Origin of the sequence: Geodermatophilus sp. TF02-6, from assembly GCF_003319115.1 — a bacterium.
Classification (GTDB): Bacteria; Actinomycetota; Actinomycetes; order Mycobacteriales; family Geodermatophilaceae; genus Geodermatophilus.
Map to the genome: position 1 here is coordinate 15,846 of NZ_QOHF01000033.1, position 25,849 is coordinate 41,694.

Consider the following 25,849-nt stretch of genomic DNA (forward strand, 5'->3'; position numbering starts at 1 on the left):
GGACTCCGGCCCCCTGCAGGGTCCCGCCGCGGCCCGGTGAGGACCCCGTCCTCCCCCTCGCAGGCTCAGAACGGGGCCACCGGACGGGGTCGTTCGTCCGCGGCGTGCTCAGCCGATCTGCAGGGCGGTGCACCGCCACCGGCCGTCGATGCCCTCGAGCCGGGCGGCCACCGCGTGCGCCCGGCCCGAGCGCCGGGCCACCGCGCTGACCTCGGCCACCCCGTCGACGGGCTCGCAGACGTGCACGGGGCCGAGCAGCAGGGGAGCGGTGCCCCCGGCGCACCAGTGGGGACGGCGGCCGCTGGAGAGCGCCGCGAAGACACCGACCGCGGTCAGCGGCTGCACCTGGGCGAGCGGCCGGCGGCCGGCCAGCGCCTCCAGGGCGAGCGTCAGCAGCCGCCGGCCGGCGATGCGCGGGTCGGGCAGCTCGGCGCGGACCGACCAGGTCGGCTCGAACCCCGCCAGGAACCCCGCCGGGGGCCACTCCGGGCGTGGCCGGGGCCCCGGTCGGTGCGCCGGCCGCGGGACGGCGACACCGGGGAGCACCAGGCGGAGGACCGGCTGCTCGTCCAACGGCGGCTGCGGGGTCGGGACGACGGCCAGCCGCAGCGTGGCGGCGCGCAGCGTCTGCGGGGCGGGGTCGGGGTCGGCGGGTGAGGCGGGCGCGGTCATCGGGTGCTCCGGGGTCCGGTGGGGGTGGGTCGGGGAGGGCGGGGCGCGGTCACGGCGCCGGCGGGCGCAGCACCTGGCCCGGCAGCAGCAGGTCGGGGTCGGGGCCGATCACGTCGGTGTTGGCCCGCCACCACGCGGTGACCGCGGCGGCCACCTCGCCGTCCGCCGGCTCGGCTCCGGACCTCCGGCGCAGGTCGTCGGCGGCGATGTCCCACAGGCACTCCCCGCGCAGGACGACGTGGTCCCCGGGGGTGGGCGCGGGCCGGTCGGCGCCCGGGCCCGCAGCGGTGGGTGCGGGTGGGCGGTCGGTGGCCCCGGCCGAGGACTCCGGCGCCGGGGACGGCCAGTCGGGTACCGGGCCGGGGGCGGCCGGCTGCTCGGCGACCGGGGCCGGCCAGTCGGCCACGGGGCTCTGCGTCGACGAGGTGAGGGTCACGGCGGCCGCGGCCGGCTGCCCGGGGGCGGTGCTGCAGGCGGTCAGCAACGGACCGCTCGTGGCCAGCCCGACACCCAGGGTGAGCGCTGCTGCCCGTCGGGCGCCGGCGGGCAGCAGGCGCCGGGTGACCGCACGCGCGAGTGCTCCGGCGGTGCCGGGCAGCGCGGACAGCACCGTGAGCACCAGCCCCAGGCAGCCCCACAGCCAGGCGGCCCAGGCGAGCGCGGCGACGCCGGCGAGCAGCACCGTGTCGGCGCCGGCGGTGTCCACGGCCCGCGGCAGGTCGAGGCCGGGATCGGCCAGCCAGGCCAGGTCGGGGGTCACTGCGCGGAGGACGACGGCGATGGCGGCCATCGCGGCCGCCGTCCCCACCAGTCGGCGGATCGACATGTCTCCTCCTCGACTCAACGACGTGCAACGAGACTAAAGCAAGCAAACGCAAGCAAACGCAACAACAGAGGCAGACTAGGCTCTGGCCGAGGAGGTGCCGGATGCGGTGGCAGCGGCTGTTCGCCGATCTGCAGGCGGAGTTCGACGAGGCGGAGGCGGCCGCTGATCGGGCGGAGGACGCCTCACGGCGGCGTCTGGAGACGGGGTCGGTCCGGCTCGCGCAGCGGCTGGCCGGCGCCCTCGGCCGGTCGCTGTCCCTGCGGTGCCGTGGCGCGGGGGACGTCGCCGGCGTCCTCGCCGAGGTGGGGTCCGACTGGCTGCTGCTGGCCGACGACGGGCGCCGGGAGGTGCTGGTGGCGATGCCGGCGGTGCAGACGGTGGCGGGGCTGGGGCGGGTCACCGGCGCGGCCGAGGGCGCCGGTCGCGTGCGTGCGCGGTTGGACCTGCGGCGTGCGCTGCGCGGACTGGCCCGCGACCGCAGCGTCGTCCAGCTGGTCCTGGACGACGGGACGGTGCTCGTCGGCACCGTGGACGGCGTCGGCGCGGACTACCTGGAGCTCGCCGAGCACGCCCTCGACCAGCCTCGACGGGCGGCCGCGGTGCGCGGTGTGCGGGCGGTCGCCCTCCCGGCGGTCGCGGTGGTGCGGACGCTCACCCCCGGCTTGGACTGAAGAAGGACCCCCTGCCCCCCGCCACTCGCAGGCTCGCGGCGGGACCCTGCAGGGGGCCAGGTGGACGATCCGGCTCAGCGCCGGCGGCGCGCCCCCGTGCTGGGGGTCACCTCGGCGCCCTCCGGCTCCGCGGGCTGCGCCGGCCCGTCGGCGGCGGGCTCGGCGGGGGCGGCGCCGGCCCGCGCCTCGGCGTACTTCTGCTGGATGAAGCGCTCCAGTTCGTCGACCTCGACCCGCCACTGGCCGCGGCCACCGATCTGGATGGCGATGAGCTCCTTGCGGCGGACCAGCGCGTAGGCCTGCGACCACGAGACGTTGAGGGTCTCGGCGACGTCGTCGAGGGTCAGGAAGCGCGGTGTGGGCATCAGGGTCTCCGTCCGGTTCCGCCCAGTCTGGCAGCCCCGTCCGGGTGGCACGCGCGCTGTCCACACCCCGAACGTGTGGACAGCGAATGCACCCTTCGGTGTCCCTGTCGCATCATCTGCGTCCGACCGTGGTCGATCGAGGCCGTCCACGGCGTCGCGCAGATCGGAGGGACCGCTGGCTGTGAGCGCCACGCGCACCACGACCACCTCCCCGGCGGCTGCCGAGCCGCCCCCGGGGCCGGTGCCACGCCGGGTCAGGCCGCCGCGCTGGTTGGACCTGCGCCTGGTCCTGGGCGTGCTGCTCGTGCTCGGCTCGGTGCTGCTCGGTGCGCGGGTGGTCACGGCTGCCGACGCCACGGTGCCCGTCTGGTCGGCGGCGGGCGACCTCGCCGCCGGCACGGTGCTGACGGCCGACGACCTGGTCGCCGTCGATGTCCGGCTCGACGACGTCGTGGGTGCCTACCTCGCCACGAGCACCCGGCCGGAGGGGCGCACCCTCGCCCGGGGGGTCCGCAGCGGGGAGCTGCTGCCGCGGTCGGTGCTGGAGGAGCCGGCCGAGTTGGTCCAGCTCGCGCTCCCGGTCCAGGCCGGCTACGTGCCCCCGGCGCTGGTACGCGGTCAGGTGGTCGACGTGTACGCCGTGGCCGACCCCGCGGCGGGAGCGGCGGCGGCCGGTGGCGCCGGCGTCTCCCTCGTCGTGGCGGCGGCGCCGGTGCAGGCCGTCTCCGGGCGCTCGGAGGGGGTGCTGTCGACCGCGACGACGAGCGTGCAGGTGGTGGTCTCGGTGCCGGTCGACCGGGCGCCGGCCGTCCTGGGCGCGATCGGCGGGCGGCCGCTGGTGGTCGTGGTGCACGGTTCGGTGGACGCGGCGGCCACCGAGGCGGCGCAGCCCACGGCGGGCCGCACCGGGGGCTCGGCCGCGGCGCCGGCCACGGGCTCCACCGCGCCGTCATCGGCGCCGACCTCGCCGAAGCCGCCCGTGCCGCCGTCCGTGCCGCCGTCCGTGCCGCCGTCCGTGCCGCCGTCCGTGCCGGGCAACGGGGCCGGCGCGGGCGCTCCCGGTGGTGGCGGGACGCCGGGGGCGACTCCGGGTCCTGCGGTCCCCTCGACCGGGACGGGAGCCGGCACGGCCGGTGCCCCGGCGGTGCCCTGATGACGGTGCAGGTCTTCACCGCGGTCACCGGCGCCGGGTGGGAGTCCGCGCTGGTGGGCGCGCTGGACCGGGCCGACCACGGGGTCACGGTGGTCCGCCGCTGCGTCGACGTCTCCGAGCTGCTGGCCGCCGCCGGCACCGGCACCGGGCAGGCTGCTCTGCTGTCGGCGGACCTGCGCCGGCTCGACGGCGACGCGGTCGCCCGCCTGTCGGCGGCCGGGGTCGCCGTCGTGGGACTCGTGGAACCGGACGACGACCGGGCGGCCGACCGGCTGCACGCGATCGGCGTGGTGCGCGTCCTGCCCGCCGACGCGGAGCCCGAGGTCATCGCGCGAGCGCTGCGCGATGCGGTCGCCGGCGGCCCACCGACCGGCCGCGACATCGCCGACCCGCGGGCCGCGCTGCCCGCCCGCGGGCTGCCGGAAGCCCCTCGCGAACGGTCGGCCGGGAGCGGTCGCGTGGTCGCGGTGTGGGGACCGACCGGGGCGCCGGGCCGCACGACGGTCGCCGTCGGCCTCGCCGACGAGGCCGCGCGCCTGGACGTGCCGAGCCTGCTGGTCGACGCCGACGTCTACGGCGGGGTGGTGGCCCAGGTGCTGGGGCTGCTCGACGAGTCGCCGGGTCTGGCCGGCGCCGCCCGGCAGGCGGCCGCCGGAACCCTCGACGAGGCCGCCCTCGCCCGGCTGGCGTGGGCGGTGCGTCCGAAGCTCGGCGTCCTCACCGGCCTGGCCCGCGCCGACCGCTGGCCCGAGTTGCGGCCGCACGCCGTGAGCGCGGTGCTGGAGGAGGCGCGCCGGGCCGCCGCGCTGACCGTCGTCGACTGCTCCTTCAGCCTCGAGGAGGACGAGGAGCTCTCCTTCGACACCGCGGCGCCCCGCCGCAACGGCGTGACCCTGACGGTCCTGGAGTCCGCCGACACCGTGCTCTGTGTCAGCGGAGCCGATCCGGTGGCGCTGCAGCGCAGCATCCGGGCCCTCGGTGACCTGCGCGACGTCCTGCCCGCCGTGGAGCCGGTGGTCGTGGTCAACCAGGTCCGGCGGGGGCCGGTGCCCGGTGACCCGAGGCGGGAGATCGCCGGCGCGCTCGAGCGGTTCACCGGTCGTGAGGCGGCGGTCTTCCTGCCGGCGGACCGGCGCGCCACCGACGCGGCGCTCGCCGCCGGGCGCACCCTCGCCGAGGTCGCGCCCGGGTCGCCGTTGCGGACCGAGCTGCGGGCCCTCGCTGCGACGCTGGCCGGTCTGCCGGCGCCCGCCGCCGGACGCCGGCCCGGCCTCGGTCGCCGGGCCGGCTGACCCGGTTCCGTCGAGGGCGCGGGGAGCGTCGGGGGTCGGTTCGGGGTGCCCGCCGGAGGACCGGCGTCGTAGCGTGGGTCCTCGACCGGGAGGAGACCGAATGGTGGAGCGCCTCACCACCCTGGACGCGTCGTTCTTCTACTTGGAGCGACCCGACAGCCCGATGCACGTGGCCGGGGTGCTGGTGCTCGAGACGCCGGCCGGTGGGCTGGACGCGCTCGCCTCGCTGGTCGAGGCCCGGCTGCCGCTCGTGCCGCGGTACCGGCAGCGGGTCCTCGAGGTGCCCGGGAACCTGGCCAACCCGGTGTGGGCCGACGACCCGGACTTCGACGTCGACTACCACGTGCGCCGGTCCGCGGTACCGCGCCCGGGGACCGAGGCCCAGCTGCTGGACCTCGTCTCCCGGGTGACCGCGCGACCGCTCGACCGCAACCGCCCCCTGTGGGAGGTCTACCTGGTCGAGGGGCTGGCCGGGGGACGGGTCGCGGTCGTCACCAAGACGCACCCCGCGCTGGTCGACGGGCTCGGCGCGGTCGACATCGCCCAGGTCCTCCTCGACGTCGCGCCGAACGCCCCGACCCCGGCTCCCGACGAGTGGCGGCCCCGACGACCGCCCGGCGCGGTGGAGCTGGTCCGCGACGCCGTCGGCGAGTACGTCCGACGCCCGTCGACGGTGGTGGACGCGGCCCGGCACGCCGTGACCGACCTGCAGTCCACCGGAGCGCGCCTGGCCGGTGCCACGACCGGAGCCCTCCGTGCGGCCCGCTCGGCGCTGTTCGCGGCCCCGGACAGTCCGCTGAACGCGACGCGCGGCAGCCAGCGGCGGGTCGCGGTGGCCCGGGCCGACCTCGACGACGTCAAGGCGGTCCGCAAGGCCCACGGCGGGACCGTCAACGACGTGCTGCTGACGGTGGTGACCGGCGCCCTGCGCGACTGGCTCCTGTCGCGCGGTCAGGCGGTGCTCTCCTCCACCTCCCTGCGGGCTCTGGTCCCCGTCTCGGTCCAGGACGAGGGGGAGGAGGCGCCGGCCGGGCGGGTCTCGGCCCACCTGGTGGACCTCCCGGTCGGCGAGCCCAGCCCGGGGGTCCGGTTGGCCCGGGTCAGCTACGCGATGCGCGGGGTCAGCCAGCACGGGAGGTCGGTCGGTGCCGAGACCCTGATCGCGCTCACCGGTTTCGCTCCGCCGACGCTGCACGCGCTCGGAGCCCGGACCGCCCGGGGCCTGTCCCGGCGCCTGTTCAACCTGGTGGTGACCAACGTGCCCGGCCCCCAGGTGCCGCTGTACGCGGCCGGCAGCCGGATGCTGGAGGTCTTCCCCGTGGTGCCCCTCGCCCCGGGTCAGGGCCTGTCGGTGGGCATCACCAGCTACGACGGCCGGGTCTTCTTCGGCCTGAACGCCGACCGGGACGGTGTCGGGGACGTCGACGTGCTCGCCGACCTCATCGAGCAGGAGGTCGACGTCCTGGTGGAGAGCGCGGGCTGACCGGCCCCGGGACGGTGCCCGCGGGCGCCGGGATACGGTCGCGCTGACCCCCACCTGCGACGAGGAGCCAGCCCGGTGCGGATCTACCTGCCCGCGACGACGAGCGTCCTGCAGACCCTCGTGGACGACGGGCGTCTGGCCGGACCCCTCACCGCCTTCGCGGTCACCCCGGGGCTGCGGGAGTTCTACGCCCTCAGCGACGCCGAGGCCGACCTGGAGGAGCTGGAGTACGCCGCCCTCCTCACGGCGGCGCGGGCGAGCCTGCGGCTGATCGACATCGACCCTGCCGCGGCCCGGCGGCGGGTCGTCGTCGCCGCCGACGTCCCCGACGCCGCGGTCGCCGACGTCGAGGACCCCGATGCCGACCGCGGCGCCGTGCGCGTGGAGGCCGACGTCCCCCTGGGCGACGTGGCCAGCGTGCACGTCGACGGCGCCGACGCGGAGGACGACGTCCGTGCCGCGGTCGACGTCGTCCTCGAGGCCGACCTCGGCAGCGAGGACGCCCAGTTCGTCGTGGACCAGGCCGAGGGGCACGAACTGGCCTGGTACGCGACGCAGGAGGTCGGGACGGTGCTCGAGCTGCTGTGAGGAGCGTCCCCGTCCTCCCCACCCTTCGCAGGCTCAGGGCGGGACCCGAGACGGGGCCGCTGCCGGCGGCGCGCCGTCCGGCCGGTACCGGCGGGCGACCTGCACGCGTTGCGGGACACCGGCCGTCACCAGCCACCCCGACCCGGGGCGCTGGGGGAGCGGCGTGTGGGGGAGCCGGATGCCGAGCAGGTCGGCGTCACCGGGGTACGGGCACAGCAGCAGGCCGCTGCGCCGACGCCGCAGCGCCGGCACCGGCCCCCGGTAAGCGGTCGACAACTCGGCCGCCGTCCCGGCCACGACGACGGCCAGGCCGTCCCCGGCGTCGGCTGCGCTCATCGCAGCCACCACCGCGGAGTCGGCGACGACGACGGAGTCGTCGACGACGACCACCCCCGGGGAGCCCGCGAGCGAGGCGACCCAGGCCCGCCACCCGTCGAGGTCCCCGTCGGCCAGCCACCGCTGGGCGGGTCCGTCGTCGACCGCCCCGGGACCGCTCCGGCCGACGCGCAGGACGGCGACACCGGCGGCCGCCAGGTGACGGGCACAGCCCTCCAGCACGGTGCTCCGGCCGCTGCTGGGCGGCCCGGCGACGAGCAGGCCACCGGTCCGCCACAGGTCGACGGTGAGCACGCCACCGTCGTCCCCACCCGGCCCCAGCGGCAGCCGGGGGGTGCGGTCGGTGGTGGGCGCGGGTGGCAGCGGCAGCACCGGGTCGGCCGGCAGCTCGGGGATGCACAGGGGCCGGGCCGAGCCGGGGGTGGCCGGCCACGGCCGGGCGGCCGGCGGGCGCGGGAGCGCGAGTTGGCACTCCAGGGCCTCTTCGCCGAGCAGGGCGCGCCCGGGCGGCCGGTGGTCGGGGACCGCGCGCGCCGGGATGCCGGCGACCGCGTAGTCGGCGCGATCGGGCAGGGGCAGGACCAGCCGGGTGCCGACGGCGTTGGCCAGCCGTCCACCGGGCACCGCGCGGTCCGCGGTGAGCAGGCAGGTCAGCCCGGCCGCCCCGCCGTCGCGCACCAGGCGCAGCAGGGCCGCCGAGCCCCTTGTGGGGTCGGCCTCGTCGAGCTGGGTCATGAGCGCCTCGACGCCGTCGACCAGGAGCAACAGGTGTGGCCTCCGGGTCTCCGCGGGGTCCGCGCGCCGGGCGGCCACCTCCTGCCCGAGCCGGTCGAGCAGCCGCACGGTGCGCAACGCGTCCTCGCCACCGACGGCGGTGCCGGTGTGCGGCAGGCCGGCCGCCTCCGCCGCGAGCCCGTCTCCGCCGTGGTCGAGGACGTGCACGTGCAGGTCGCCGGGGGACAGGGAGGAGACGGCCTGGGCGAGCGCGGTCCGCAGGAACGTCGTCCGGCCACTGCGCGGCCCGCCCACGGCCAGCCAGCCACCGGCTCGCCGCAGGTCCAGCTCCAGCGGCTCCTGCACCTGGGCGTCGGGCCGGTCGAGCAGCCCGACCCGCAGGCGAGCCGCCGTCGCGGCCGGGTCCGGCCGCTCCCCGCTGCTCCCTCGGGAGCCGCGCGGGGACAGGTCCTCGGCGCGGACGACGTCGGGGAGGGCGGGGCACCACGGCCGGTGCGGGCGGGGGACGCCGGCCTCGCGGGCCCGGCACCGGAGCGCCTCCGACACCCGGGCCAGGTCGGAGTCGCCCGAGCGCGCCTCCTCCTCGGCCGGCGCGACCGCCCGCGGCCAGCGCCACGGTCGCACCTGCGGGCCCCGGTCCTGGACGTCCGGCGGCGCTCCGGTGACCTGCGCCGCCTGGAACAGCGTGGGTGGTCCGCTCCCTGCGCGGAGGTAGGCCCGGCCGGGTGCGTCGATCGGCAGGAAGGCGGCCTGCGGCGTGCCGAGCACGTCCCTCGAGTCGGCCTCGTCGGTCGTGCGCAGGCAGATCCGCAGCGTGCAGTTGGCCCTGATCTCGGGCGAGACGACGCCGCCGGGACGTTGCGTGGCCAGCACCAGGTGGACCCCGAGGGAGCGGCCGCGCTGCGCGATGCCGACGAGCCCGGACAGGAAGGCGGGCAGCTCCTCGGCGAGCCCGGCGAACTCGTCGACCACGATCACCAGCCGGGCCAGCGCCACCTCCTCCGGGAGCGCGGTCAGGTCCGCCGCGCCGTGCGCGGCCAGGAGGGCCTCCCGGCGGACCAGCTCCGCGGTGAGCGAGCGCAGCGCTCGGGCGGTCGTCGCGCCGTCGAGGTCGGTCAGCAGACCCACCGTGTGCGGCAGCGCGGCCGCCTCGGCGAAGGCCGCACCCCCCTTGTAGTCGACCAGCAGGAAGGAGCAGCGGTCGGGCGGGTGCGCGAGGGACAGACCGGCGATCAGCGTCTGCAGCAGTTCGGACTTGCCCGAGCCCGTGGTCCCGGCCACCAGCGCGTGCGGCCCGTGCCGGCAGAGGTCGACCGAGGCGGTGCCCGCCGCGGTGCGGCCCAGCGTGGCCACGAGCGCGTCCCTGGCCCTCGACCAACCGCCGGTCGGTGCGCCGTCGGCCCCGACCCGGATGCCCGCAGCGGGCAGGTCGAGCAGCCGCACCCGCCGGGGGAGGGACGCGTCGGTGCTGGCGGGGGCGAGCGCCGCCAGGTCGCGGGCGAAGCCGGCCGCCACCGGTCCCGGTAGCCGGTCGACGGTCGACACCGGCTGGTCCACCGTGCCGACGCGGACGAGGCTCGCCCGGTTGCCGGTCTCGCCGGTCACCTCCAGCAGGGCGTCGGCGGCGAGGGGCAGGCGGGACACCGACGGCCCAGAGGTGAGGGTCACCACCCCGACCCGGCGCGCCTGGCGCAGCGCGGCGAGCAGCCGGGATCCGGCCGGGCGGTCGACGAGGACGACGGTCCAGCCGGGCACGGCCTCCTCGCCCGGGGACGTGGCGCGGGGGGCACCGTCCGCCGCCGCACCCGCCCGCCGGGCCAGCAACGCGGTGAGCCAGCGGAGCTCGGCCGCGCCGTCGGCGTCGTCGGGTGCCGGGGAGCTGACGTGCACCGAAGCCGGGTCCAGGTGCGGGAGCCAGCGCAGCCAGCCCCACTCGGGCAGCCGGTCGGGCGTGGTCAGCAGGGCCAGGTCGACCTCACCCGGAGCGTGCAGCGCCGCCAACTGGACGAGGACGCCGGCGAGGACGCCCACCGCGGGCCTGCGTGGCCCGGCCACGCCCAGGCCACCGGTGACGGCCAGCTCGACCACGACCGGGCGGCGCTCCGCCGGCACCCGGTGCCGCGTCCCGTCGGCGTCCACGCGCGTCACCCGGGACTCCCCGGGTCCCGTGCCGACGCGCACCGCGAGGGCGTCACCGTCGCCTCGCCGGCGCTGCCACAGGTCGGTGGACCGGCGCCGCGCCGCGGTGGTGAGGACGGCCAGGTCCGGGTGCGCCGACTCCGCCGCCCGCTCGTCGGCGACGAGGGCGGCGACCACTCGGGCCTGCGCCTCGGCCGACTCGGCGGCATGGGCGGCCCGGGCCCGTCGAGCGCTGCGCCGACCCGACCACCGGTCGGACGACCACGTGCCCACCGCCACCACCGGGCTCAGGAGGGCGAAGAAGAGGAAGTGCGCGGAGCCGAGCAGCCAGGCCAGGACGACGCCGGCCACCGCGGGCAGCGCCACGGCCACCCAGGCCAGCCGCCGCGGTGGAGGGGAGGGGGGCTCGGCGGGGAAGACCACCGCGACCTCCTCGGCGGGCGCGTGCAGGCGGGGGTGCGGTCGCAGCCGCAGTCGCCCGCCGGGAGCGGCCTGCACGGCGGCGCGAGGACTGCCGGGACCCGCCGCCCGCAGCGTGCTGGCGCCCACCCGGAGCAGCCCGCCGGCCGGCCAGTCCTGCGGATCCGGACCGAGGGCCTCGCCGTCCAGTCGGCTCCCGTTGGTCGAGCCCAGGTCCTGCGCGGTGAGGTCGCCGGTGCCGACCTCCACGAGGACGTGCCGGCGGGAGACGTCGGGGTCCTCCAGCCGGATGGTGGCCTCGCTGCCCCGACCCACGACGTGCCGGCCCCGGTCCAGCGGGTGCGTCGACCCGGCGTCCGGGCCGCCCGCGACGTGCAGCTCGAGCGCGCTGGCGCTGCCGGACCGGCCGGACCGGGGGCCGGGTCGACCCAAGCCGAGGACGGCGCCGTGCGCCAGTGCGGCGTCGGTCAGCGGGAGGTCGCGGTCGAGGCGGGTGGAACCGGACCACAGGTCCGCCGGCGGCAGGCCCACCGTGGCGGCGAGGCCGGGCAGCACCGTGCCGAGCCGGTCGTCGTCGGAGGCGGTGACCGCCACGTCCACGGCGCCCTCGGGCGTGACGACGGTCCAGCAGCGGGTGGCCGCCGCGGTGGTCGCAGGGTGGGTGTGCACGCGTCGACCGTGCCGGACCGGTGTGGTCCTGCGGGCGGTCGGCGGACACCTGTGGACGGCGACGGCCCCTGTGGACGGAGAGGGCCGCACCGGAGCCCGGCACCCTAGCGTCCGGCCGGACCGGGAGAGGCCCGGACCACGAGGAGGACACGTGAAGGCCGAGATCAGCACCCTGCAGTCGATGGCCGGGCAGTGCCGGGCCGAGGCCGCCGACACCACCGCGCGGCACGCCACCCTGTCGAGCGGCATCAACTCCTCCGTGTTGGAGGGCTGGACCGACAGCCAGGCCGCCCTCCGGTTCACCGAGCTCTACGAGCAGTGGCGCCTGAGCTCGCAGGGGGTCAGCGACGCGCTCACCGGGATGGGCCAGCTGCTGGACAGCGTCGCAGCCTCCTACCAGCAGCACGAGGCCGACATGGCGGCCCGCATCGGCGCGATGATCTGACGCGGCGCGGCGATCTGACGCGGCGCGGCGATCTGACGCGGCGCGGCGGCGACCGCGCCGGGTCGGGCTCAGCCCGGAGGCGCGGCTCCGACGGGCTGCGCCCGGGTCGCGGTCCGGCGGCCCGGCCGGTCGCGCCGCCGCCGGACCGCGTCGGGGAACCGCTCCCACGGGAGGACGGACAGGATGGCCACGCAGTGCGGCAGGAAGACGATCGCCACGCTGGCGTAGACCGTCAGGTGGAAGCCGAGGAGGAACGCCACGAGAGCCACCCGGGCGCGGTCGGACCGCACGAGCAGCATCAGCGGCGAGGCGAACTCGAGGACGAGCATCGCCCACTGCGCGGCCGGGAGGAGCCCGGGGACCTCGAGCATCCAGTCCGAGAGCACTGTGCCGCGCCGTACGATCGCCCGGGACAGCGTCGAGCCGGTGGCCCAGTCCCACCCGCCGAAGCGCACCTTCGCCCAGGCCGCGAAGAAGTAGGTGAGCACGACGGCGACGAACACCGCCGCCATGGCCCAGCCGGCGGCCTCGGAGGAGCGCCGGTCGCGCCACCGCGCGCGCCCGACCGTCGGCAGCACGGCGAGAGCGACGAGGTAGGCGATCCGGTCGTGGTCGACCTTCCCGTAGCTCATCGCGATGACCATCCACTCGAGGTAGAGGAGGAACACCGCGGTGCCCAGCAGGCGGGGTGCCCGGCCGGTCGCCGCCAGCACCGCCGCTCCCACCAGGGCCCACTGCACCACGTGCACCACCGTGGGCGTGGGGTTGGGCAGGTGCAGCAGCCGGCCGATGGCGAGCGGCTGGTAGAACTCGGTCGGGACGGCGGCGTGCGCGTGCACCCACGCCGTGGTCAGGAAGACGTCGACCGGCACGAACAGGTAGGCGACGGCCCGGAACACCGCGATCCGCGCCAGCGGCACGGGCCCGAACCACCAGCCGTGCCCGCCTCCCGCCCTGCCGGCCGCCGTCGTACCGGCTGTGCCGGCCGGGGTCGTCGCGCCCGCCGTGCCCGCCGGGGCCGTCGTGGCCACCGGTGGGCCCACCTGCGGCTGCACCGGGGTCGGGTCCGCCGACCCGCCCTCGGAGGTCGGGGCAGCGCTCACCGGGCGCTGCTCAGGTGCTGGGCGACGAGCACGCTGTCGCTGACCTCACCGGTGCGCCGGCCGTCGTGGAGCTGGTACCGGCGCTGCACGACCCGCACCTCGACCAGGGGCTCGGCGTCGGGGTGGTGGGCGGCGTAGGACCGGGCGAGCAGGGTCAGCAGCTCCGGCTGCTCCACGAGCCGGGGCAGCTGGCCCTCGAACTCGGCGCGGCGGAGGCCCACCTCGCCACCGGACAACGGCACCACGGCTCCGTCGGCGCTCACGCCGACCACGCTGGTCGACACGACCGGCCCGTCGGGGTCGGCGCGGGTCGAGTACATCCGGAACGGGCCGAAGGGGAACTCCGCGTCGTTGCCCCACACCGTGCCGGCGAGCAGCAGGGCCAGGACGACCGCGGTCGCGGCGAGCCGGATCCGCCGGCCGGTGGAGGAGAGAGGGAGGACGCCGGTCTCCCCGGGGTCCGGAACGGGAGGAGCCGGTACCACCGGGGCATCGTAGGATCGGCGCCCGTCCAGATGGGTCACCGACGCCGCGTGGTGGGCAACTGGCCCGCCGGGCGTGGTGGGCTCTGGCTCGTGGCCGTCCGTGTCCCGCCGTCGGCGTCGACACCGGGAGCCAGTCCATGCAGTTCGGTCGGTACTACGAGGAGTTCGAGGTCGGAGCGGTCTACAAGCACTGGCCCGGCAAGACCGTCACCGAGTACGACGACCACCTGTTCTGCCTGATCACGATGAACCACCACCCGCTGCACCTGGATGCGCACTACGCGGCGGAGAACACCGACTTCGGCGAGAACGTCGTCGTCGGCAACTACGTCTACTCGCTGCTGCTCGGCATGAGCGTGCCGGACGTGTCGGGCAAGGCCATCGCCAACCTCGAGGTCGAGTCGCTCCGGCACGTGGCGCCCACGTTCCACGGCGACACGATCTACGGCGAGACCACGGTGCTCGACAAGACCGAGTCCAGGTCCAAGGACGACCGCGGCGTCGTCTCCGTCGAGACCATCGGCTACAAGCAGGACGGCACCGTCGTCTGCGTCTTCCGGCGCAAGGTCATGGTGCCCAAGCGTTCCCACGGGGCGACCCGCGGCGGCGAGCAGCCCGGCCGTCCGGAGCCGAAGCCGCGCGGCTGACCCGGCCGGGGTAGGCCGGCGCCCGGGTCAGGACGGCAGCACCCCCCAGCCGCGCAGCGTCTCCAGCAGCCGCGGCGTGCACGTCAGCCGTTCGAGGTCGGCGGCGTCGGCGAAGGTGACCGCGTCCGCGTCGTCCCCCGCGACCGGCGTCGCGGCCGGGTCCAGCAGCGTGCAGGCGAGGTCGGCGACGTCGTAGACGACGCCCGGACCGGGGATGTGCACCCGGCCCACCTCCGCGCCGGCGCGCACGGCCAGGCCGGTCTCCTCACGCACCTCCCGCTCCACGGCGGCAGCCGCCGACTCCCCGGGCTCGACCCGTCCGCCGGGCACCGACCACAGCCCGCGGCCGGGCTCGTGGCCCCGGCGGACGAGCAGCAGCCGGCCCCGGTCGTCGAGGACCACCGCGCCCACGCAGGAGATCACCGGGAGCTCCGGGGTGCCGGGCTCAGCAGCGTGCGACACGGCCCCACGGTAGGCATGCGGTCCCCGGTCCAGCGCTTGACGAACCCCGCGGGTCACAGGACGGTGATGCCCGATGACTGCCTCCACGGTGTGTCCCCGCTGCGGCGAGCGGCTCGTCGTCCGTCCCGGGAACTCGGCCCGGGCCTGGTGCCACGTGCACGGCGCGGTGACGCCGCTGCACCACACGCCGCTGATCGCGCACGACGCCATCACCGCGGTCACCGTCGACGCCCGGGTGCCCGCCTGGGTGCCCGACCCGATGCCGCCCGGGTGGTCGGTCACCGGCCTGGCCTGGGGCGGGGAGCCGGGTGCCCGGGCGATCGTCGTCGACTGTGCCGGCCCCGCTCCCCTCGGGGGCTCGGCCGAGCTGGTGCTCGTCGCCGAGGAGCCGGGCACCGGGGTCGGCTGCGGCTACGCCGGGCTGCCCGGGCTCGACCCGGGCGACGTCATCTCCGGACCCTCCTCGGCCGACGTCAAGGCCGCCGGTCAGCACGCGCCGCTGTGGGCCGTGCCCACCTCCGACGACCGCGCCGCGTTCGTGGGGGAGGCCTTCGGGGTCTGGTTGTGGCTGGTCATGTGGCCGGCGTCGGCGGCCTGGTTGCTCGCCGAGCAGCTGGAGCTGCTCGACCTGCGCGAGCGGGTGTACCCCGACCTGCCGCTGGGCCCGCCCAGCGAGCACCTGCTGCCGGGGCGGTGAACGCCGCCGGGTCGTGACCCACGACCCGGCGGCGTGTCCCCGGCAGGGAGCCGTGGGACCTGTGTTACCCATGGTGCTCACGGTGGGGACGGCCCCGTCCGCACGCCTCGGGACCGAGCACCTGCGGAGGTGGCGGTGAACCTCAAGAAGGTCCTCACCTGGCTGGCCGTCGCCTTCGTCGTCTTCTACATCGTCCAGGCGCCGGAGAGCTCGGCCGAGATCGTGCGCAGCGCCGGACAGGCCCTCGGCGACGCGGCGTCCTCGCTGGCCTCCTTCGTCGGGTCGCTGATCTAGGTCGGCGTGAGCAACCCGGCCCCGGAGCCAGCCGGCGGATCCCCGTCCGTCTGGGCCAGGGACGCCGACAAGTACCTGCTGCCGCACGAGCACCCGCCCGTCATCGCCACCCGCCGCCACTGGGCGGTGCTCGTCGAACCCGCCGTCCGGGCGCTGCCGGTGCTGCTCCTCGGCGGCTGGCTGCTGCTGCTCGACCCGGACAACCGCGTCTCCACCACGGCCGGCTTCCTCGTGCTCGTCGGCGCGCTCGGCCACCTCGCCGTGCGCGCCGGCGAGTGGTGGATGCGGCACTTCATCGTCACCAACCGCCGGGTGCTGCTGACCAGCGGGATCGTCGTCCGCACCGTGGCCCTGCTGCCGCTGCGCCGGATCACCGACCTGACGTACAAGGAGACCCTGTTCGGGCAGCTGCTCGGCTACGGCACCTTCCGCTTCGAGTCGGCCGGCCAGCAGCAGGCCCTGTCGGAGATCACCTACCTGCCGCGCGCCGACCTGCTCTACCGCAGGGTCAGCGACCTGCTGTTCGGTGCCGACGGCGCGGACTCCGCTGACGATGAGGGCAGCTCCGAGCGGCGCACGCCCCCGCCCCCGTCGGACGGCGGACGGCGGGACACCGAGCCGATCCCGCGGCGTCCCCCGGACCCCCCGGGGAGCCCGCCGGCGGGTGCGGCAGGCTGACCGGTGATGCGGATCGACCTCCACACCCACTCGTCGGTCTCCGACGGCACCGACAGCCCCGCCGAGCTGCTCGCCACGGCCCGCGCCGCCGGGCTGGACGTCGTCGCGCTCACCGACCACGACACCACCGCCGGCTGGGCCGCCGCCGAGCGGGCCCGGCCGGCCGGGCTGACCGTCGTCCCCGGCGCGGAGCTGTCCTGCCGCTGGTTCCCGGCCGGCTCCCCACCGATCAGCGTGCACCTGCTGGCCTACTGCTTCGACCCGGAGCACCCCGGCCTGGCCGCGGAGCGGGCGCGGCTGCGCGCCGAGCGGCTGGGGCGCGGCGAGCGGATCGTGGCGGCGCTGGCCGCGGCCGGCTACCCGGTGGTGTGGGACGAGATCGTCGAGCGGTCCGGCGGCGGGGTGGTCGGCCGGCCGCACGTGGCGCGCGCCCTGGTCGAGGCCGGCGTCGTCGAGTCGGTCGACTCCGCCTTCGCCACCCTGCTGCACCACCGCAGCCCCTACTACGTCGCCAAGGCCGACACCGACGTCCTCGACGGCATCGCGCTGGTGCGCGCGGCCGGCGGCGTCCCGGTGTTCGCCCACGGCCTGGCCACCCGGCGTGGCCGGGTGGTCGGCGACGAGGCGATCGCCGCCATGGTGGAGGCGGGCCTGCTCGGGCTGGAGGTCGACCACCCCGACCACGACCCCGAGGAGCGGGCCCACCTGCGCGAGCTCGCCGCCGACCTCGGCCTGCTGGTCACCGGCTCCAGCGACTACCACGGCCGCAACAAGACGACGCCGATCGCCGCCTGCACCACCGCGCCCGACCAGCTCGAGGCGCTGCTGGCCGCGGGCACCGGCGCCGCGCCGTACCGCGCCTGACCCGGCGGCGTCGCTCCCCCCGTTAGCGTGACGACCGTGGGAGGTGCGCAGCTGGAGATGCCCGGCATGCCGCGGCGGCTGTTCCCGGCCACCCCGAGCAAGCTGGCCTCCTTCGCCGACTGCCCGCGCCGCTACCGGTACGCCTACCTCGACCGGCCGACCCCGGCCCGGGGCCCGGCGTGGGCGCACAACAGCGTCGGCGCGGCGGTGCACGCCGCGCTGCGCTCCTGGTGGGAGCTGCCGGTCCCCGGGCGCACCACCGCCGCGGCGCGGCAGCTGCTGTACTCGGCCTGGTCGCCGGCCGGCTTCCGCGACGCCGAGCAGGCCGGCCGCTGGCGGGCCCGGGCGGCCGGCTGGCTCACCGACTACGTGGCCGGGCTCGACCCCGCCGACGAGCCGGTCGGCGCCGAGCGGCAGGTGGCCGCCACCACCGAGCGGCTGGCCCTGTCGGGCCGGGTCGACCGGATCGACTCCCGCGGCGACGAGCTGGTCGTCGTCGACTACAAGACCGGCCGTTCGGCCTGCACCGACGACGACGCGCGGGGATCACCCGCGCTGGCCCTCTACGTCCTGGGCGTGCGCCGCACCCTGCACCGTCCGTGCCGCCGGGTGGAGCTGCACCACCTGCCCAGCGGGACGGTGGCCGCGTTCGAGCACACCGACCGGTCGCTGGCCAACCACGTCCGCCGGGCCGAGGACGTCGCCGAGGACATCGGTGCCGCCACCGCGGCGCTCGACGCGGGCGAGGACGCCGACGCGGCCTTCCCCGCCGTCCCGGGCCGGCAGTGCGGCTGGTGCGACTTCCGTCCCAGCTGCCCGACCGGTCAGGCCGCGGCCCCGCCGCGGGAGACGTGGAGCTTCCTCCCCGAGGAGCCCGCCGCCGGGGCACAGCCGCCTCCGGCCTCCTGAAGGGGTCCCCCAGGAGGGCGTCCCTCTCCCGGGCCCAGTCGGCCCCTCTGCAGGGTCCCGCTGCGAGCCTGCGAGCAGTGGGGGGCAGAGGGGTCCTTCTCCGAGGGGCGGGGAGGAGGACAGCCTCTTCTTCAGCCGCCGACGCCCCGCACGGCGAGGGGGACCGCCAGCGACACCATGACCACGGCGATCACCGCGTCGAGCACCCGCCAGGCCGTCGGCCGGGCGAACACCGGCCGCAGCAGCCGGGCCCCGTACCCGAGACCGGTGAACCAGACGGCACTGCCGATGGCGGCGCCCGCGGCGAACCACCACCGCAGGTCGTCCCACGTGGCGGCCAGCGACCCGAGCAGCACGACCGTGTCCAGGTAGACGTGCGGGTTCAGCCAGGTGAGCGCCAGACAGGTGGTCACGGTGATCGCCAGCCCGGCTCGCCGGTCGTTCTCCTCGGGGACCAGCGCGGACGGGCGCGTGGCCCGCCGGGCCGCCATCAGTCCGTAGAGGACGAGGAAAGCCGCCCCGGCGCAGCAGACGACGGTCAGCAACCCGGGCGCTCGGGTGACCAGTGCGCCGGCGCCCGCCGTCCCGGCGGTGATGAGCGCGACGTCCGAGCACAGGCAGACGGCGACGACGGCAGCCACGTGCTCGGCCCGCAGCCCCTGGCGGAGGACGAAGGCGTTCTGCGCGCCGATGGCCACGATCAGCGACAGGGAGAGGCCGAGGCCGGACGCGGCGGCGAGCAGCGTGGAGGGCACGACGGGACGGTAGGGCGACCGCTCCCATCAGCGCTGCTGGTATCGCTGAAGAACCTGAAGCAGGTCTGATGGCCGCATGGAGCTCGACCTCGCCCAGCTCAGGGCGTTGGAGGCGACCGTCGCCGCAGGCACGCTGGACGGTGCGGCGCGGGCGCTGCACCTCACGCCGAGCGCGATCAGCCAGCGGGTCAAGGCGCTGGAGTCGGCGACCGGCCGGGTCCTGCTGGTGCGCAGCAAGCCGGTGCGGGTGACCGAGTCCGGGCAGGCGGTGCTGCGGCTGGCCCGGCAGGTGGCGCTGCTCACCGCCGAGGCCACCCGGGAGCTGGTGGAGGACGCGACGTTCGGGCCGGTCACCCTGCCGATCGCGGTCAACGCCGACTCGCTGGCCACCTGGGTGCTCCCGGCGTTGGCCCCGCTCGCCGGCGACGTCGCCTTCGACCTGCACCGGGAGGACCAGGAGCACACCGCCGCGTTGCTGCGGGACGGGCGGGTGATGGCGGCGATCACCGCGGACTCCGAGCCGGTGCCGGGCTGCAGCGTGACCCGGCTGGGCGGCATGCGTTACCGCCCGATGGCGACCGCGGCGTTCGCCGAGCGGTGGTTCCCCGACGGCGTCACCGACCAAGCGCTCACCCGGGCACCCGTGGTGGTCTTCGACCGCAAGGACGACCTGCAGCACCGCTACCTGCGCGCCCGGGGAGTCGACGCAGGGACGCCGCCGGTGCACCACGTGCCCGCGTCGACCGACTACGTCGCCGCCGTCCGCCTGGGGTTCGGGTGGGGCATGGTGCCGGCCCAGCAGGAGCCCGCCGGGGAGCTGGTCGAGCTGGACCCCGGCGCTGCGGTCCACGTCGTCCTGCACTGGCAGCAGTGGAAGCTGCGCTCCTCGTCCCTGGACCGCCTGGCGGGAACGGTCCTCGCCGCGGCGCGACGGAAACTGGACCAGACGCCGGACCGGACGGTGCCCGTCACGCGCTGACCGGCACCGCCGCGACGCGCTCGTGGGCGGCCCGCACGATCGGCGACTCCCGCACCCGCGCCGGCACCGCCAGGGCCGTCTGCCGGAACGCGCGCACGCCCGCGGTCGCGGCGGCGTCGGTCAGGCCGAAGCCGGGCAGGCCGTAGAGCCGGCGGGCCCACCGCGGCAGCGTGGCCGCGCCGAGCGAGGCCAGCGTGCTCCACGCGGGCCGGGCGGGGGTGAGCAGCTGCACCCACCCGGGCATCGGCGGGAGCATGACGAACCGGGAGGCGTTGCGCGCGGCCGGGGTCGCCGCCAGCTGCGGGCGCATCCGGTCCAGGTAGGCCGCGAGGTCGGCGGCGTTCGCCGGCACGTCGGCCTCCACGCAGCCGACCAGCACCGCGGCGGTCACCTGCTCGGCGACGTAGCGGTCGGCGTCGTCGTGGGCGAGGGGCACCCCGGCGCGGCGGGCGACCGAGAGCAGCGACTCGACCTCGCAGCAGTGCACCCACAGGAGCAGGTCGGCGTCGTCGACGGAGTAGGTGCGCCCGGTGGTCCGCTCGACCGCGGACCTGCCCCGGTGCAGGCCGCGGACCCGGCGCACCGCCCGCAGGGCGTCCCGGCGGGTGCCGAAGGTCACCGTCGCCACGTACTCCGCCGTACGGGTCAGCCGCGCCCACGGCTCGCTGGCGAAGGCGGTGGAGAACCGGTCGACGCCGTCCATCGCGACCGGGTGCAGCGCCTGCAGCAGCAGGGCTCGGATGCCGCCGACGGAGAACGCCGGGTCGGCGTGGATGCGCCAGCTGACGCTGTCCGGGCCGAAGAACCCGAGCAGGTCCTCCTCGGCGGTGAACTGCTTGATCGAGGGCGTCCGGTTCACCGCAGCACCTCCGCCTCGTCGCCGGCGCGCCCGGAGGAGACGGGTACCGACTCCCAGAAGTCGAGCAGGACCTCCAGCGTGCGCGACGGGTTCTCGATGGCGGGGGAGTGGACCGAGCCCGCGACGACCTCGTACCGGGCGCCCAGCCGGCGCGCCATGTCCGCCTGGGCGGCCGGGGTCCAGGCGTCGTCGGCGACGCCGTGCGCGACCAGCACCGGGACGCCGGTGGCCGCCAGCTCGGCCACCCGGTCGGGCTCGCCGGTCATCGCGTCGGCCATGCCGCGCAGCCCGGCGGCGCTGGTGGCGAGGAACCGGCGGGCGAGGAAGGCCCGGGTGGGCGCCGGGACCGCCTGCGCCCGGGGGTCGGTCATGGCCAGCTGCTCGAGCGTCTCGTGCACCAGCGGCACCCCGCCGGCGTCCAAGAGCGGGGACAGGTGGCCGAGCAGCTCGGCGCGCGGCCCGACCAGCCGGGACGGTCCGGAGCCGAGCAGGGTGAGGGAGCCGAACAGCGACGGGGCGGCGAGGACGGCGGCCCGGCCGACCAGCCCGCCGAAGCTGTGCCCGACCAGGTGCGCCCCGGCGGGCAGCTCGCGGGCGACGGCGAGGACGTCGTCGCCGAGCTCGGCCACCGAGTAGCGGGCCGGGTCGTCCGGGCCCGGCGACTCGAACTGGCCGCGCTGGTCGAGGGCGACGACGCGGTACCCGGCGGTGCACAGCGGGCGCAGCAGCGGCGCGAAGTCCTCCTTGCTGCCGGTGTAGCCCGGGACCATGAGGACGGTGCCCCGTTCTCCGTCCCCCCCGGTGTCGAGGGCGACGAGCGGCCCGGCGCCACCGGCGAAGGTGCGGTGCCGGGCGTCGTGGTCGGCGAGCTGTCGCAGGTCGTCGGGCGCGGTGGAGGGGGAGGCGCTGTCGTCGGGGCCGCCGGGCAATCCCATGACCACCAGTCAACCCCGGCGGCGGCCCCCCTGCAGGGAGAAGGACCCCGTCCTCCCCGCCCTCGCGAGCTCGGTGGAAGGACCGCCTCCTCCCCACCCCTCGCAAGCTCGGGGCGGGACCCGGGAGGCGGCCGGGACGGGGCCAGGCGCGAGCCTGCGAGTGGTGGGGGGCAGGGGCGGCCCCCCTGCAGGGTCCCGCCGCGAGCCTGCGAGTGGTGGGGGGCAGGGGCGGCCCCCCTGCAGGGTCCCGCCGCGAGCCTGCGAGTGGTGGGGGGCAGGGGGGTCCTTACTCAGCGCAGGGCGACGACCCGGTCGGGCAGCTGGGTGACCAGGACCGGGCCGACCGCGGTGACCAGCCCGCCCGGGTCCGTCCCGGCGGCGGTGGAGCGGGCGACCTCGGCGCCGGTCGCCAGCTCGCGGAGGACGACGGCGTCCGCCTCGGGCACCGGGACCGGCGTCCCCGGCAGCGGCGTGCCCTCGGCCGGTCCGGACGGCAGGCCGGTCGCGGCGGTCTGCCAGCGGAGCGCGCCGGTGGCCTGGTCGACGACGGACAGCGTGCCGCCGGCCAGCACGAGCAGCGTGTCCCCGACGCCGCGGACCAGCACCGGCCCGGGCGCCGGGAGGACCGCACCGAGCGGCGCACCGTCGACGCCGGCGAGCAGCCGCACCCCGTCGTCGCCGGCCACCGCGACCGTGCGGTCGACGCCGGCCAGCGTCGTCCCCTCGGGCACGTCGCGGGTCCACCGGGGGCTGCCGTCGTAGCCGTCGAAGAGCCGCAGCTGCAGGCCGCCGGAGCCCCCGCACCGCTGCAGGACGACGACGCCCGCGCTCCCCACGGCGGCGTCCTCCAGCCGGCACCCCTCGGGCGCGGCCTGCCGCCAGCGGGTGTTGTCGCCGACCGGGTCGAGGGCGACGATCCCGGTCGGCGCGGCGGCCAGCACGATCCCGGCGGTGCTGGACAGGACCACGTCGGGGCGGAACCACATGTTGCGGGTCCACGTCCGGACGCCGGTCCGCGTCGACAGCGCCACGGCCTCGTCGCAGCGGTCCTCGGTGCGGAAGACGGCGATGACGAGCCCGTCGACGACGGTCCGGTCGCACAGGTGGGCGTTGGCGCGGGTGTACCGCCAGGCCTCCGCGCCGGTGCCGACGTCGAGCGCGCGCACCCCGTGCTCGCCGGCGACCACCACGCGGCCGCCGGCCACCGTCGCCCGGGGCGCGCCGTCCGGCGCGGTGGTCGGCGCGGTCCAGACGGCGGAGACGGCTCCGGCCGGCGTCCCCTCGGGGACGCCGGCCGGTGGTGCGGTGGTGCTCACCGTGGCCGCCGCGTCCGAGCCCCGCCACAGCAGGGCGGCGATGACGACCAGCGCGAGCGTGGCCGCCGTCCACACCCACACCCGCAGCGGCGGACGCATCATCGGCCGCCTCGTCTTCTGCAGGAGGGCAGGGCGGCCCCCTTGCAGGGTCCCGCCGCGAGCTTGCGAGCGGTGGGGGGCAAGGGGGTCCTCTTTCAGGCGGCGGGCTCGGCCGGGCCGCGGTCGGCCCCGCCGTGGCGGCGCCGACGGCGACGTGGCCGGGCCGCTCCGCCCTCGCCGGCCTCCGTCGGTGCTGCGGCGGGCGCACTCCCCTCGACAGCGGCCGCGGCGCCGCCTCCGCGGGTGCGCCGGCGTGGGCGGCTCTTGCGGGCGCGGGCCGGCTGCTCGCCGTCCTCACGGGCCGGGCCCCGCGCGCCGGAGCCATCCCGCCCACCCGAGCGCCGACCGGTCTCGCCGAGGTCCTCGACGGCCTCGGCGTCCAGGCCCTCGCGGGTGCGCCGCGCCCGCGGCAGCCGGCCGGTAGCGCCCTCGGGCACGTCCAGGTCGGTGGAGACCCACGGCGAGGTGGAGTAGGTCTCGCGCGGCTCGTCGAAGTCCAGGCCGAGCGCCTTGTTGATCAGCTGCCAGCGGGGGACGTCGTCCCAGTCCACCAGGGTGACCGCGACACCCTCCTGGCCGGCGCGGCCGGTGCGGCCGATCCGGTGCAGGTAGGTCTTCTCGTCCTCGGGGCACTGGTAGTTGACGACGTGGGTCACGCCGGCGACGTCGATGCCGCGGGCGGCGACGTCGGTGGCGACCAGCACGTCGACCTTGCCGCTGCGGAAGGCGCGCAGCGCCTGCTCGCGGGCGCCCTGGCCCAGGTCGCCGTGCACCGCGGCGGCGGCGAAGCCGCGCTCGACCAGCTCGTCGGCCACCTTCTGCGCGGTCCGCTTGGTGCGGCAGAAGATCATCGTCAGGCCGCGGTCGCGGGCCTGCAGCACGCGGGCGAGCAGCTCGGGCTTGTCCAGGTTGTGCGCGCGGTAGACGAACTGGGTCGTCTCCGGGACGGTCGAGCCCTCGTCGTTGCCGTGCGCGCGGATGTGCGTCGGCTGCCGCATGAACGAGCGGGACAGGGTCACGATCGGGCCGGGCATGGTCGCCGAGAACAGCATGGTCTGCCGCTGCGCCGGCACCATGCCCAGGATCCGCTCGATGTCGGGCAGGAACCCCAGGTCGAGCATCTCGTCGGCCTCGTCGAGGACCAGCACGCGGACCTTGCCCAGGACCAGCGAGCCCTGCTCGGCCAGGTCGAGCAGCCGGCCCGGCGTGCCGACGACGACGTCCACGCCGCCGCGCAGCGCCTGCACCTGCGGCTCGTACGCGCGCCCGCCGTAGATGGCCTGCACGCGGATGCCGCGCTTCGACCCGGCGGTGGTCAGGTCGCGGGCGACCTGCACGCACAGCTCCCGGGTGGGGACGACGACCAGCGCCTGCGGGACGCCGTCGCCGCCCTCGGCCGCGGGGACGACGCGCTGCAGCAGCGGGACGCCGAAGCCGAGGGTCTTGCCGGTACCGGTGCGGGCCTGGCCGATGAGGTCGTTGCCGGCCAGCGCCAGCGGGAGGGTCAGCTCCTGGATGGCGAAGGTCCGGGTGATGCCGACCCCGGCCAGCGCCGCGACGACGTCGGGGTGGACGTCGAAGTCGCTGAACAGCGGCGCGTCGTCGGCGACGGGGGCGCCGCCGAGCTGCTCGGCGGCCTGCTCGAGCTGCTCGGGGTCCGGGGCGCCGGTCTCGGCGTGCTCCAGGTCGGCGGCAGGGGTGTCGGTGGGGGTGGGGGTGTTCTCGGTGGAGATCAGTGCTCTCGCCTCTGGTCTGCTGGGGGACCGGCTGCGGCGGCGGGACCCGCCGCAGCGCGCCTGTCCCGGTCGGGTGTCGCGGGATCGGTTCCAGCGCCGACGCCAGCAGAAACCGGGCTCCACCTCGGTGTCAGCCCGGGAGGGGACCCCTGGGGGTGTCGTCTCCAGCGGTCGTCAGCGCACAGATGCACAAGCGAACCGGGCGGCTCGCCGATTCCCATCGTAACCGGCGCACCGGTTAGCCTCCGTGCGCCGCGCGCCCAGCAGACCCTCCGCCCACCCGTCCGAGGGACGCGCCACCGATGCCGCCGAGCCCGGGAGCTGCCAGTGAACGCGGTCGACCAGGGAGCCGTCGTCGACCTGCTGGGGGTGCTGGCCTACGCGGAGCTGACCGCGTTCGACCGGCTGGCCGAGGACGCCCGACTGGCGCCCACGCTCGCCGGCCACGCGGCGCTGGCGCAGATGGCCGCCGCGGAACTCGGCCACCACGCCCGGCTCACCGCCCGGCTCGCCGAGCTCGGCGCCGACCCGACCGCGGCGATGGCCCCCTTCGTCGCCGCGCTCGACGCCTTCCACGACAGCACCCGGCCGCACACCTGGCTCGAGGGGCTGGTCAAGGCCTACGTCGGCGACGGGCTGGCCGGCGACTTCTACCGGGAGATCGCGGCGTTCCTGCCCGACCCGGACCGCGCGCTCATCCTCGACGTCCTCGCCGACACCGGCCACGCCGACTTCGCCGTCCGCGAGGTGCGGGCGGCGATCGCCACGAACCGCACCCTCTCCGGTCGGCTGGCGCTGTGGGGACGGCGGCTGGTCGGCGAGGCGATCACCCAGTCCCAGGCGGTCATCGCCGAACGCGACCGGCTCGCCCGGCTCATCATCGAGGGCACGGGGGACTTGGCCGGGGTCGGCCGGCTCGTCGAGCGGATCACCGCCGCGCACACCAAGCGGATGAGAGCTCTCGGGCTGAACCCGTGACCGTCACATCGCGGTCCTACCGGACCGCACCGCGGCCAGCTGCCGTTCCCGACCGCCGCTGAGCCGCTGCCCGTGTCCCGGTCGGGGGACCCTCCGGGCCCCCGCGACCGGTCCACACCGCGGCCAGCTGCCGTTCCCGACCGCCGCTGAGCCGCTGCCCGTGTCCCGGTCGGGGGACCCTCCGGGCCCCCGCGACCGGTCCACACCGCGGCCAGCTGCCGTTCCCGACCGCCGCTGAGCCGCTGCCCGTGTCCCGGTC

General features: G+C 77.0%; 26 protein-coding genes. 14 read left to right on the forward strand and 12 right to left on the reverse strand.

The window, feature by feature from the left end; genetic code table 11:
* Positions 1 to 108: 108 nt before the first annotated feature.
* Together DQ238_RS21095 and DQ238_RS21100 are read right to left on the reverse strand one after the other, a co-directional pair.
* The gene (locus tag DQ238_RS21095; RefSeq protein ID WP_113783219.1) at positions 109 to 672 is read right to left on the reverse strand and encodes an Rv3235 family protein; all 564 of its coding nucleotides are present in this window, start codon (positions 670 to 672) and stop codon (positions 109 to 111) included.
* A gap of 49 nt (positions 673 to 721) precedes the next feature.
* Positions 722 to 1,498 (reverse strand): LysM peptidoglycan-binding domain-containing protein, encoded by a 777-nt coding sequence (locus DQ238_RS21100; RefSeq protein ID WP_113783220.1) that lies wholly within the window; start codon positions 1,496 to 1,498, stop codon positions 722 to 724.
* A 101-nt stretch (positions 1,499 to 1,599) separates the two neighbouring features.
* Between DQ238_RS21100 and DQ238_RS21105 the strand changes: the two genes are divergently transcribed.
* Positions 1,600 to 2,169 (forward strand): hypothetical protein, encoded by a 570-nt coding sequence (locus tag DQ238_RS21105; protein WP_113783221.1) that lies wholly within the window; start codon positions 1,600 to 1,602, stop codon positions 2,167 to 2,169.
* Between the two features lie 74 nt (positions 2,170 to 2,243).
* On the opposite strand, the gene DQ238_RS21110 is transcribed toward DQ238_RS21105, so the two are convergent.
* Positions 2,244 to 2,534, reverse strand: a complete 291-nt coding sequence (locus tag DQ238_RS21110; RefSeq protein WP_113783222.1) for a helix-turn-helix domain-containing protein — start codon at positions 2,532 to 2,534, stop codon at positions 2,244 to 2,246.
* Positions 2,535 to 2,715: 181 nt separating this feature from the next.
* Between DQ238_RS21110 and DQ238_RS21115 the strand changes: the two genes are divergently transcribed.
* From DQ238_RS21115 to DQ238_RS21130, 4 genes are all read left to right on the forward strand, one after another.
* Positions 2,716 to 3,687, forward strand: coding sequence for an SAF domain-containing protein (locus DQ238_RS21115; protein ID WP_113783223.1), 972 nt, complete (start codon positions 2,716 to 2,718; stop codon positions 3,685 to 3,687).
* Positions 3,687 to 4,979: a chromosome partitioning protein gene (locus DQ238_RS21120; RefSeq protein WP_113783224.1), complete on the forward strand. Its 1,293-nt coding sequence runs from the start codon at positions 3,687 to 3,689 to the stop codon at positions 4,977 to 4,979. Before DQ238_RS21115 ends, DQ238_RS21120 begins: the two co-directional genes overlap by 1 nt.
* Positions 4,980 to 5,079: 100 nt before the next feature.
* Complete coding sequence (locus DQ238_RS21125; protein ID WP_113783225.1) at positions 5,080 to 6,462, forward strand: wax ester/triacylglycerol synthase family O-acyltransferase; 1,383 nt, start codon at positions 5,080 to 5,082, stop codon at positions 6,460 to 6,462.
* A 75-nt stretch (positions 6,463 to 6,537) separates the two neighbouring features.
* Positions 6,538 to 7,050 carry a hypothetical protein gene (locus DQ238_RS21130; RefSeq protein WP_113783226.1) on the forward strand — a complete coding sequence of 171 codons (513 nt, stop codon included), beginning with the start codon at positions 6,538 to 6,540 and terminating at the stop codon, positions 7,048 to 7,050.
* 33 nt (positions 7,051 to 7,083) lie between these two features.
* Here DQ238_RS21130 and DQ238_RS21135 read toward each other — a convergent pair whose 3' ends face one another.
* Complete coding sequence (locus tag DQ238_RS21135; RefSeq protein ID WP_113783227.1) at positions 7,084 to 11,349, reverse strand: FtsK/SpoIIIE domain-containing protein; 4,266 nt, start codon at positions 11,347 to 11,349, stop codon at positions 7,084 to 7,086.
* A 151-nt stretch (positions 11,350 to 11,500) separates the two neighbouring features.
* On the opposite strand from DQ238_RS21135, the gene DQ238_RS21140 reads away from it, so the two are divergent.
* The gene (locus DQ238_RS21140; protein ID WP_113783228.1) at positions 11,501 to 11,794 is read left to right on the forward strand and encodes a WXG100 family type VII secretion target; all 294 of its coding nucleotides are present in this window, start codon (positions 11,501 to 11,503) and stop codon (positions 11,792 to 11,794) included.
* Between the two features lie 68 nt (positions 11,795 to 11,862).
* Here the strand turns inward: DQ238_RS21140 and DQ238_RS21145 are convergent, their stop codons facing one another.
* The gene (locus DQ238_RS21145) at positions 11,863 to 12,897 is read right to left on the reverse strand and encodes an MFS transporter permease (RefSeq protein ID WP_233496159.1); all 1,035 of its coding nucleotides are present in this window, start codon (positions 12,895 to 12,897) and stop codon (positions 11,863 to 11,865) included.
* Positions 12,894 to 13,382, reverse strand: a complete 489-nt coding sequence (locus DQ238_RS21150; protein WP_233496160.1) for a hypothetical protein — start codon at positions 13,380 to 13,382, stop codon at positions 12,894 to 12,896. Before DQ238_RS21150 ends, DQ238_RS21145 begins: the two co-directional genes overlap by 4 nt.
* 137 nt (positions 13,383 to 13,519) lie before the next feature.
* Between DQ238_RS21150 and DQ238_RS21155 the strand changes: the two genes are divergently transcribed.
* The gene (locus tag DQ238_RS21155; RefSeq protein WP_113783230.1) at positions 13,520 to 14,029 is read left to right on the forward strand and encodes a MaoC family dehydratase; all 510 of its coding nucleotides are present in this window, start codon (positions 13,520 to 13,522) and stop codon (positions 14,027 to 14,029) included.
* 27 nt (positions 14,030 to 14,056) lie between these two features.
* Here DQ238_RS21155 and DQ238_RS21160 read toward each other — a convergent pair whose 3' ends face one another.
* Complete coding sequence (locus DQ238_RS21160; protein WP_199506492.1) at positions 14,057 to 14,491, reverse strand: NUDIX hydrolase; 435 nt, start codon at positions 14,489 to 14,491, stop codon at positions 14,057 to 14,059.
* Between the two features lie 73 nt (positions 14,492 to 14,564).
* On the opposite strand from DQ238_RS21160, the gene DQ238_RS21165 reads away from it, so the two are divergent.
* From DQ238_RS21165 to DQ238_RS21180, 5 genes are all read left to right on the forward strand, one after another.
* Positions 14,565 to 15,188 carry a DUF6758 family protein gene (locus tag DQ238_RS21165; RefSeq protein ID WP_113783231.1) on the forward strand — a complete coding sequence of 208 codons (624 nt, stop codon included), beginning with the start codon at positions 14,565 to 14,567 and terminating at the stop codon, positions 15,186 to 15,188.
* A gap of 135 nt (positions 15,189 to 15,323) precedes the next feature.
* Positions 15,324 to 15,482: a hypothetical protein gene (locus tag DQ238_RS23415; RefSeq protein WP_199506493.1), complete on the forward strand. Its 159-nt coding sequence runs from the start codon at positions 15,324 to 15,326 to the stop codon at positions 15,480 to 15,482.
* A 6-nt stretch (positions 15,483 to 15,488) separates the two neighbouring features.
* Positions 15,489 to 16,160 (forward strand): PH domain-containing protein, encoded by a 672-nt coding sequence (locus DQ238_RS21170; protein WP_113783232.1) that lies wholly within the window; start codon positions 15,489 to 15,491, stop codon positions 16,158 to 16,160.
* Positions 16,161 to 16,166: 6 nt separating this feature from the next.
* Positions 16,167 to 17,024, forward strand: coding sequence for a PHP domain-containing protein (locus DQ238_RS21175; protein ID WP_113783233.1), 858 nt, complete (start codon positions 16,167 to 16,169; stop codon positions 17,022 to 17,024).
* Between the two features lie 36 nt (positions 17,025 to 17,060).
* Entirely contained in the window at positions 17,061 to 17,933 is an 873-nt protein-coding gene (locus DQ238_RS21180) for a PD-(D/E)XK nuclease family protein (RefSeq protein ID WP_233496161.1), read from the forward strand.
* A gap of 131 nt (positions 17,934 to 18,064) precedes the next feature.
* Here the strand turns inward: DQ238_RS21180 and DQ238_RS21185 are convergent, their stop codons facing one another.
* Positions 18,065 to 18,688 (reverse strand): LysE/ArgO family amino acid transporter, encoded by a 624-nt coding sequence (locus DQ238_RS21185; protein ID WP_113783234.1) that lies wholly within the window; start codon positions 18,686 to 18,688, stop codon positions 18,065 to 18,067.
* Positions 18,689 to 18,764: 76 nt separating this feature from the next.
* On the opposite strand from DQ238_RS21185, the gene DQ238_RS21190 reads away from it, so the two are divergent.
* On the forward strand, positions 18,765 to 19,667 hold the full coding sequence (locus DQ238_RS21190) for a LysR family transcriptional regulator ArgP (RefSeq protein ID WP_113783235.1): 903 nt from the start codon (positions 18,765 to 18,767) through the stop codon (positions 19,665 to 19,667).
* Here the strand turns inward: DQ238_RS21190 and DQ238_RS21195 are convergent.
* From DQ238_RS21195 to DQ238_RS21210, 4 genes are all read right to left on the reverse strand, one after another.
* Positions 19,657 to 20,526, reverse strand: coding sequence for an oxygenase MpaB family protein (locus DQ238_RS21195; RefSeq protein WP_113783236.1), 870 nt, complete (start codon positions 20,524 to 20,526; stop codon positions 19,657 to 19,659). The two genes, DQ238_RS21190 and DQ238_RS21195, sit on opposite strands and share 11 nt — an antisense overlap.
* On the reverse strand, positions 20,523 to 21,461 hold the full coding sequence (locus tag DQ238_RS21200) for an alpha/beta fold hydrolase (RefSeq protein ID WP_113783241.1): 939 nt from the start codon (positions 21,459 to 21,461) through the stop codon (positions 20,523 to 20,525). Before DQ238_RS21200 ends, DQ238_RS21195 begins: the two co-directional genes overlap by 4 nt.
* Before the next feature lie 290 nt (positions 21,462 to 21,751).
* Positions 21,752 to 22,879, reverse strand: a complete 1,128-nt coding sequence (locus DQ238_RS21205; RefSeq protein ID WP_113783237.1) for a PQQ-binding-like beta-propeller repeat protein — start codon at positions 22,877 to 22,879, stop codon at positions 21,752 to 21,754.
* A gap of 92 nt (positions 22,880 to 22,971) precedes the next feature.
* Positions 22,972 to 24,735: a DEAD/DEAH box helicase gene (locus DQ238_RS21210; protein WP_233496162.1), complete on the reverse strand. Its 1,764-nt coding sequence runs from the start codon at positions 24,733 to 24,735 to the stop codon at positions 22,972 to 22,974.
* 204 nt (positions 24,736 to 24,939) lie between these two features.
* Between DQ238_RS21210 and DQ238_RS21215 the strand changes: the two genes are divergently transcribed.
* Positions 24,940 to 25,590 (forward strand): ferritin-like fold-containing protein, encoded by a 651-nt coding sequence (locus tag DQ238_RS21215; protein ID WP_199506494.1) that lies wholly within the window; start codon positions 24,940 to 24,942, stop codon positions 25,588 to 25,590.
* Positions 25,591 to 25,849: the final 259 nt, after the last annotated feature.

What these genes read in the sequence shown, in the direction of transcription:
- DQ238_RS21095 (WP_113783219.1), bottom strand. Translation starts at nt 672, where the DNA reads ATGACCGCGCCCGCCTCACCCGCCGACCCCGACCCCGCCCCGCAGACG.
- DQ238_RS21200 (WP_113783241.1), bottom strand. Translation starts at nt 21,461, where the DNA reads ATGGGATTGCCCGGCGGCCCCGACGACAGCGCCTCCCCCTCCACCGCG.
- DQ238_RS21155 (WP_113783230.1), top strand. Translation starts at nt 13,520, where the DNA reads ATGCAGTTCGGTCGGTACTACGAGGAGTTCGAGGTCGGAGCGGTCTAC.
- DQ238_RS21190 (WP_113783235.1), top strand. Translation starts at nt 18,765, where the DNA reads ATGGAGCTCGACCTCGCCCAGCTCAGGGCGTTGGAGGCGACCGTCGCC.
- DQ238_RS21205 (WP_113783237.1), bottom strand. Translation starts at nt 22,879, where the DNA reads ATGATGCGTCCGCCGCTGCGGGTGTGGGTGTGGACGGCGGCCACGCTC.
- DQ238_RS21105 (WP_113783221.1), top strand. Translation starts at nt 1,600, where the DNA reads ATGCGGTGGCAGCGGCTGTTCGCCGATCTGCAGGCGGAGTTCGACGAG.
- DQ238_RS21125 (WP_113783225.1), top strand. Translation starts at nt 5,080, where the DNA reads ATGGTGGAGCGCCTCACCACCCTGGACGCGTCGTTCTTCTACTTGGAG.
- DQ238_RS21110 (WP_113783222.1), bottom strand. Translation starts at nt 2,534, where the DNA reads ATGCCCACACCGCGCTTCCTGACCCTCGACGACGTCGCCGAGACCCTC.
- DQ238_RS21100 (WP_113783220.1), bottom strand. Translation starts at nt 1,498, where the DNA reads ATGTCGATCCGCCGACTGGTGGGGACGGCGGCCGCGATGGCCGCCATC.
- DQ238_RS21175 (WP_113783233.1), top strand. Translation starts at nt 16,167, where the DNA reads ATGCGGATCGACCTCCACACCCACTCGTCGGTCTCCGACGGCACCGAC.
- DQ238_RS21120 (WP_113783224.1), top strand. Translation starts at nt 3,687, where the DNA reads ATGACGGTGCAGGTCTTCACCGCGGTCACCGGCGCCGGGTGGGAGTCC.
- DQ238_RS21165 (WP_113783231.1), top strand. Translation starts at nt 14,565, where the DNA reads ATGACTGCCTCCACGGTGTGTCCCCGCTGCGGCGAGCGGCTCGTCGTC.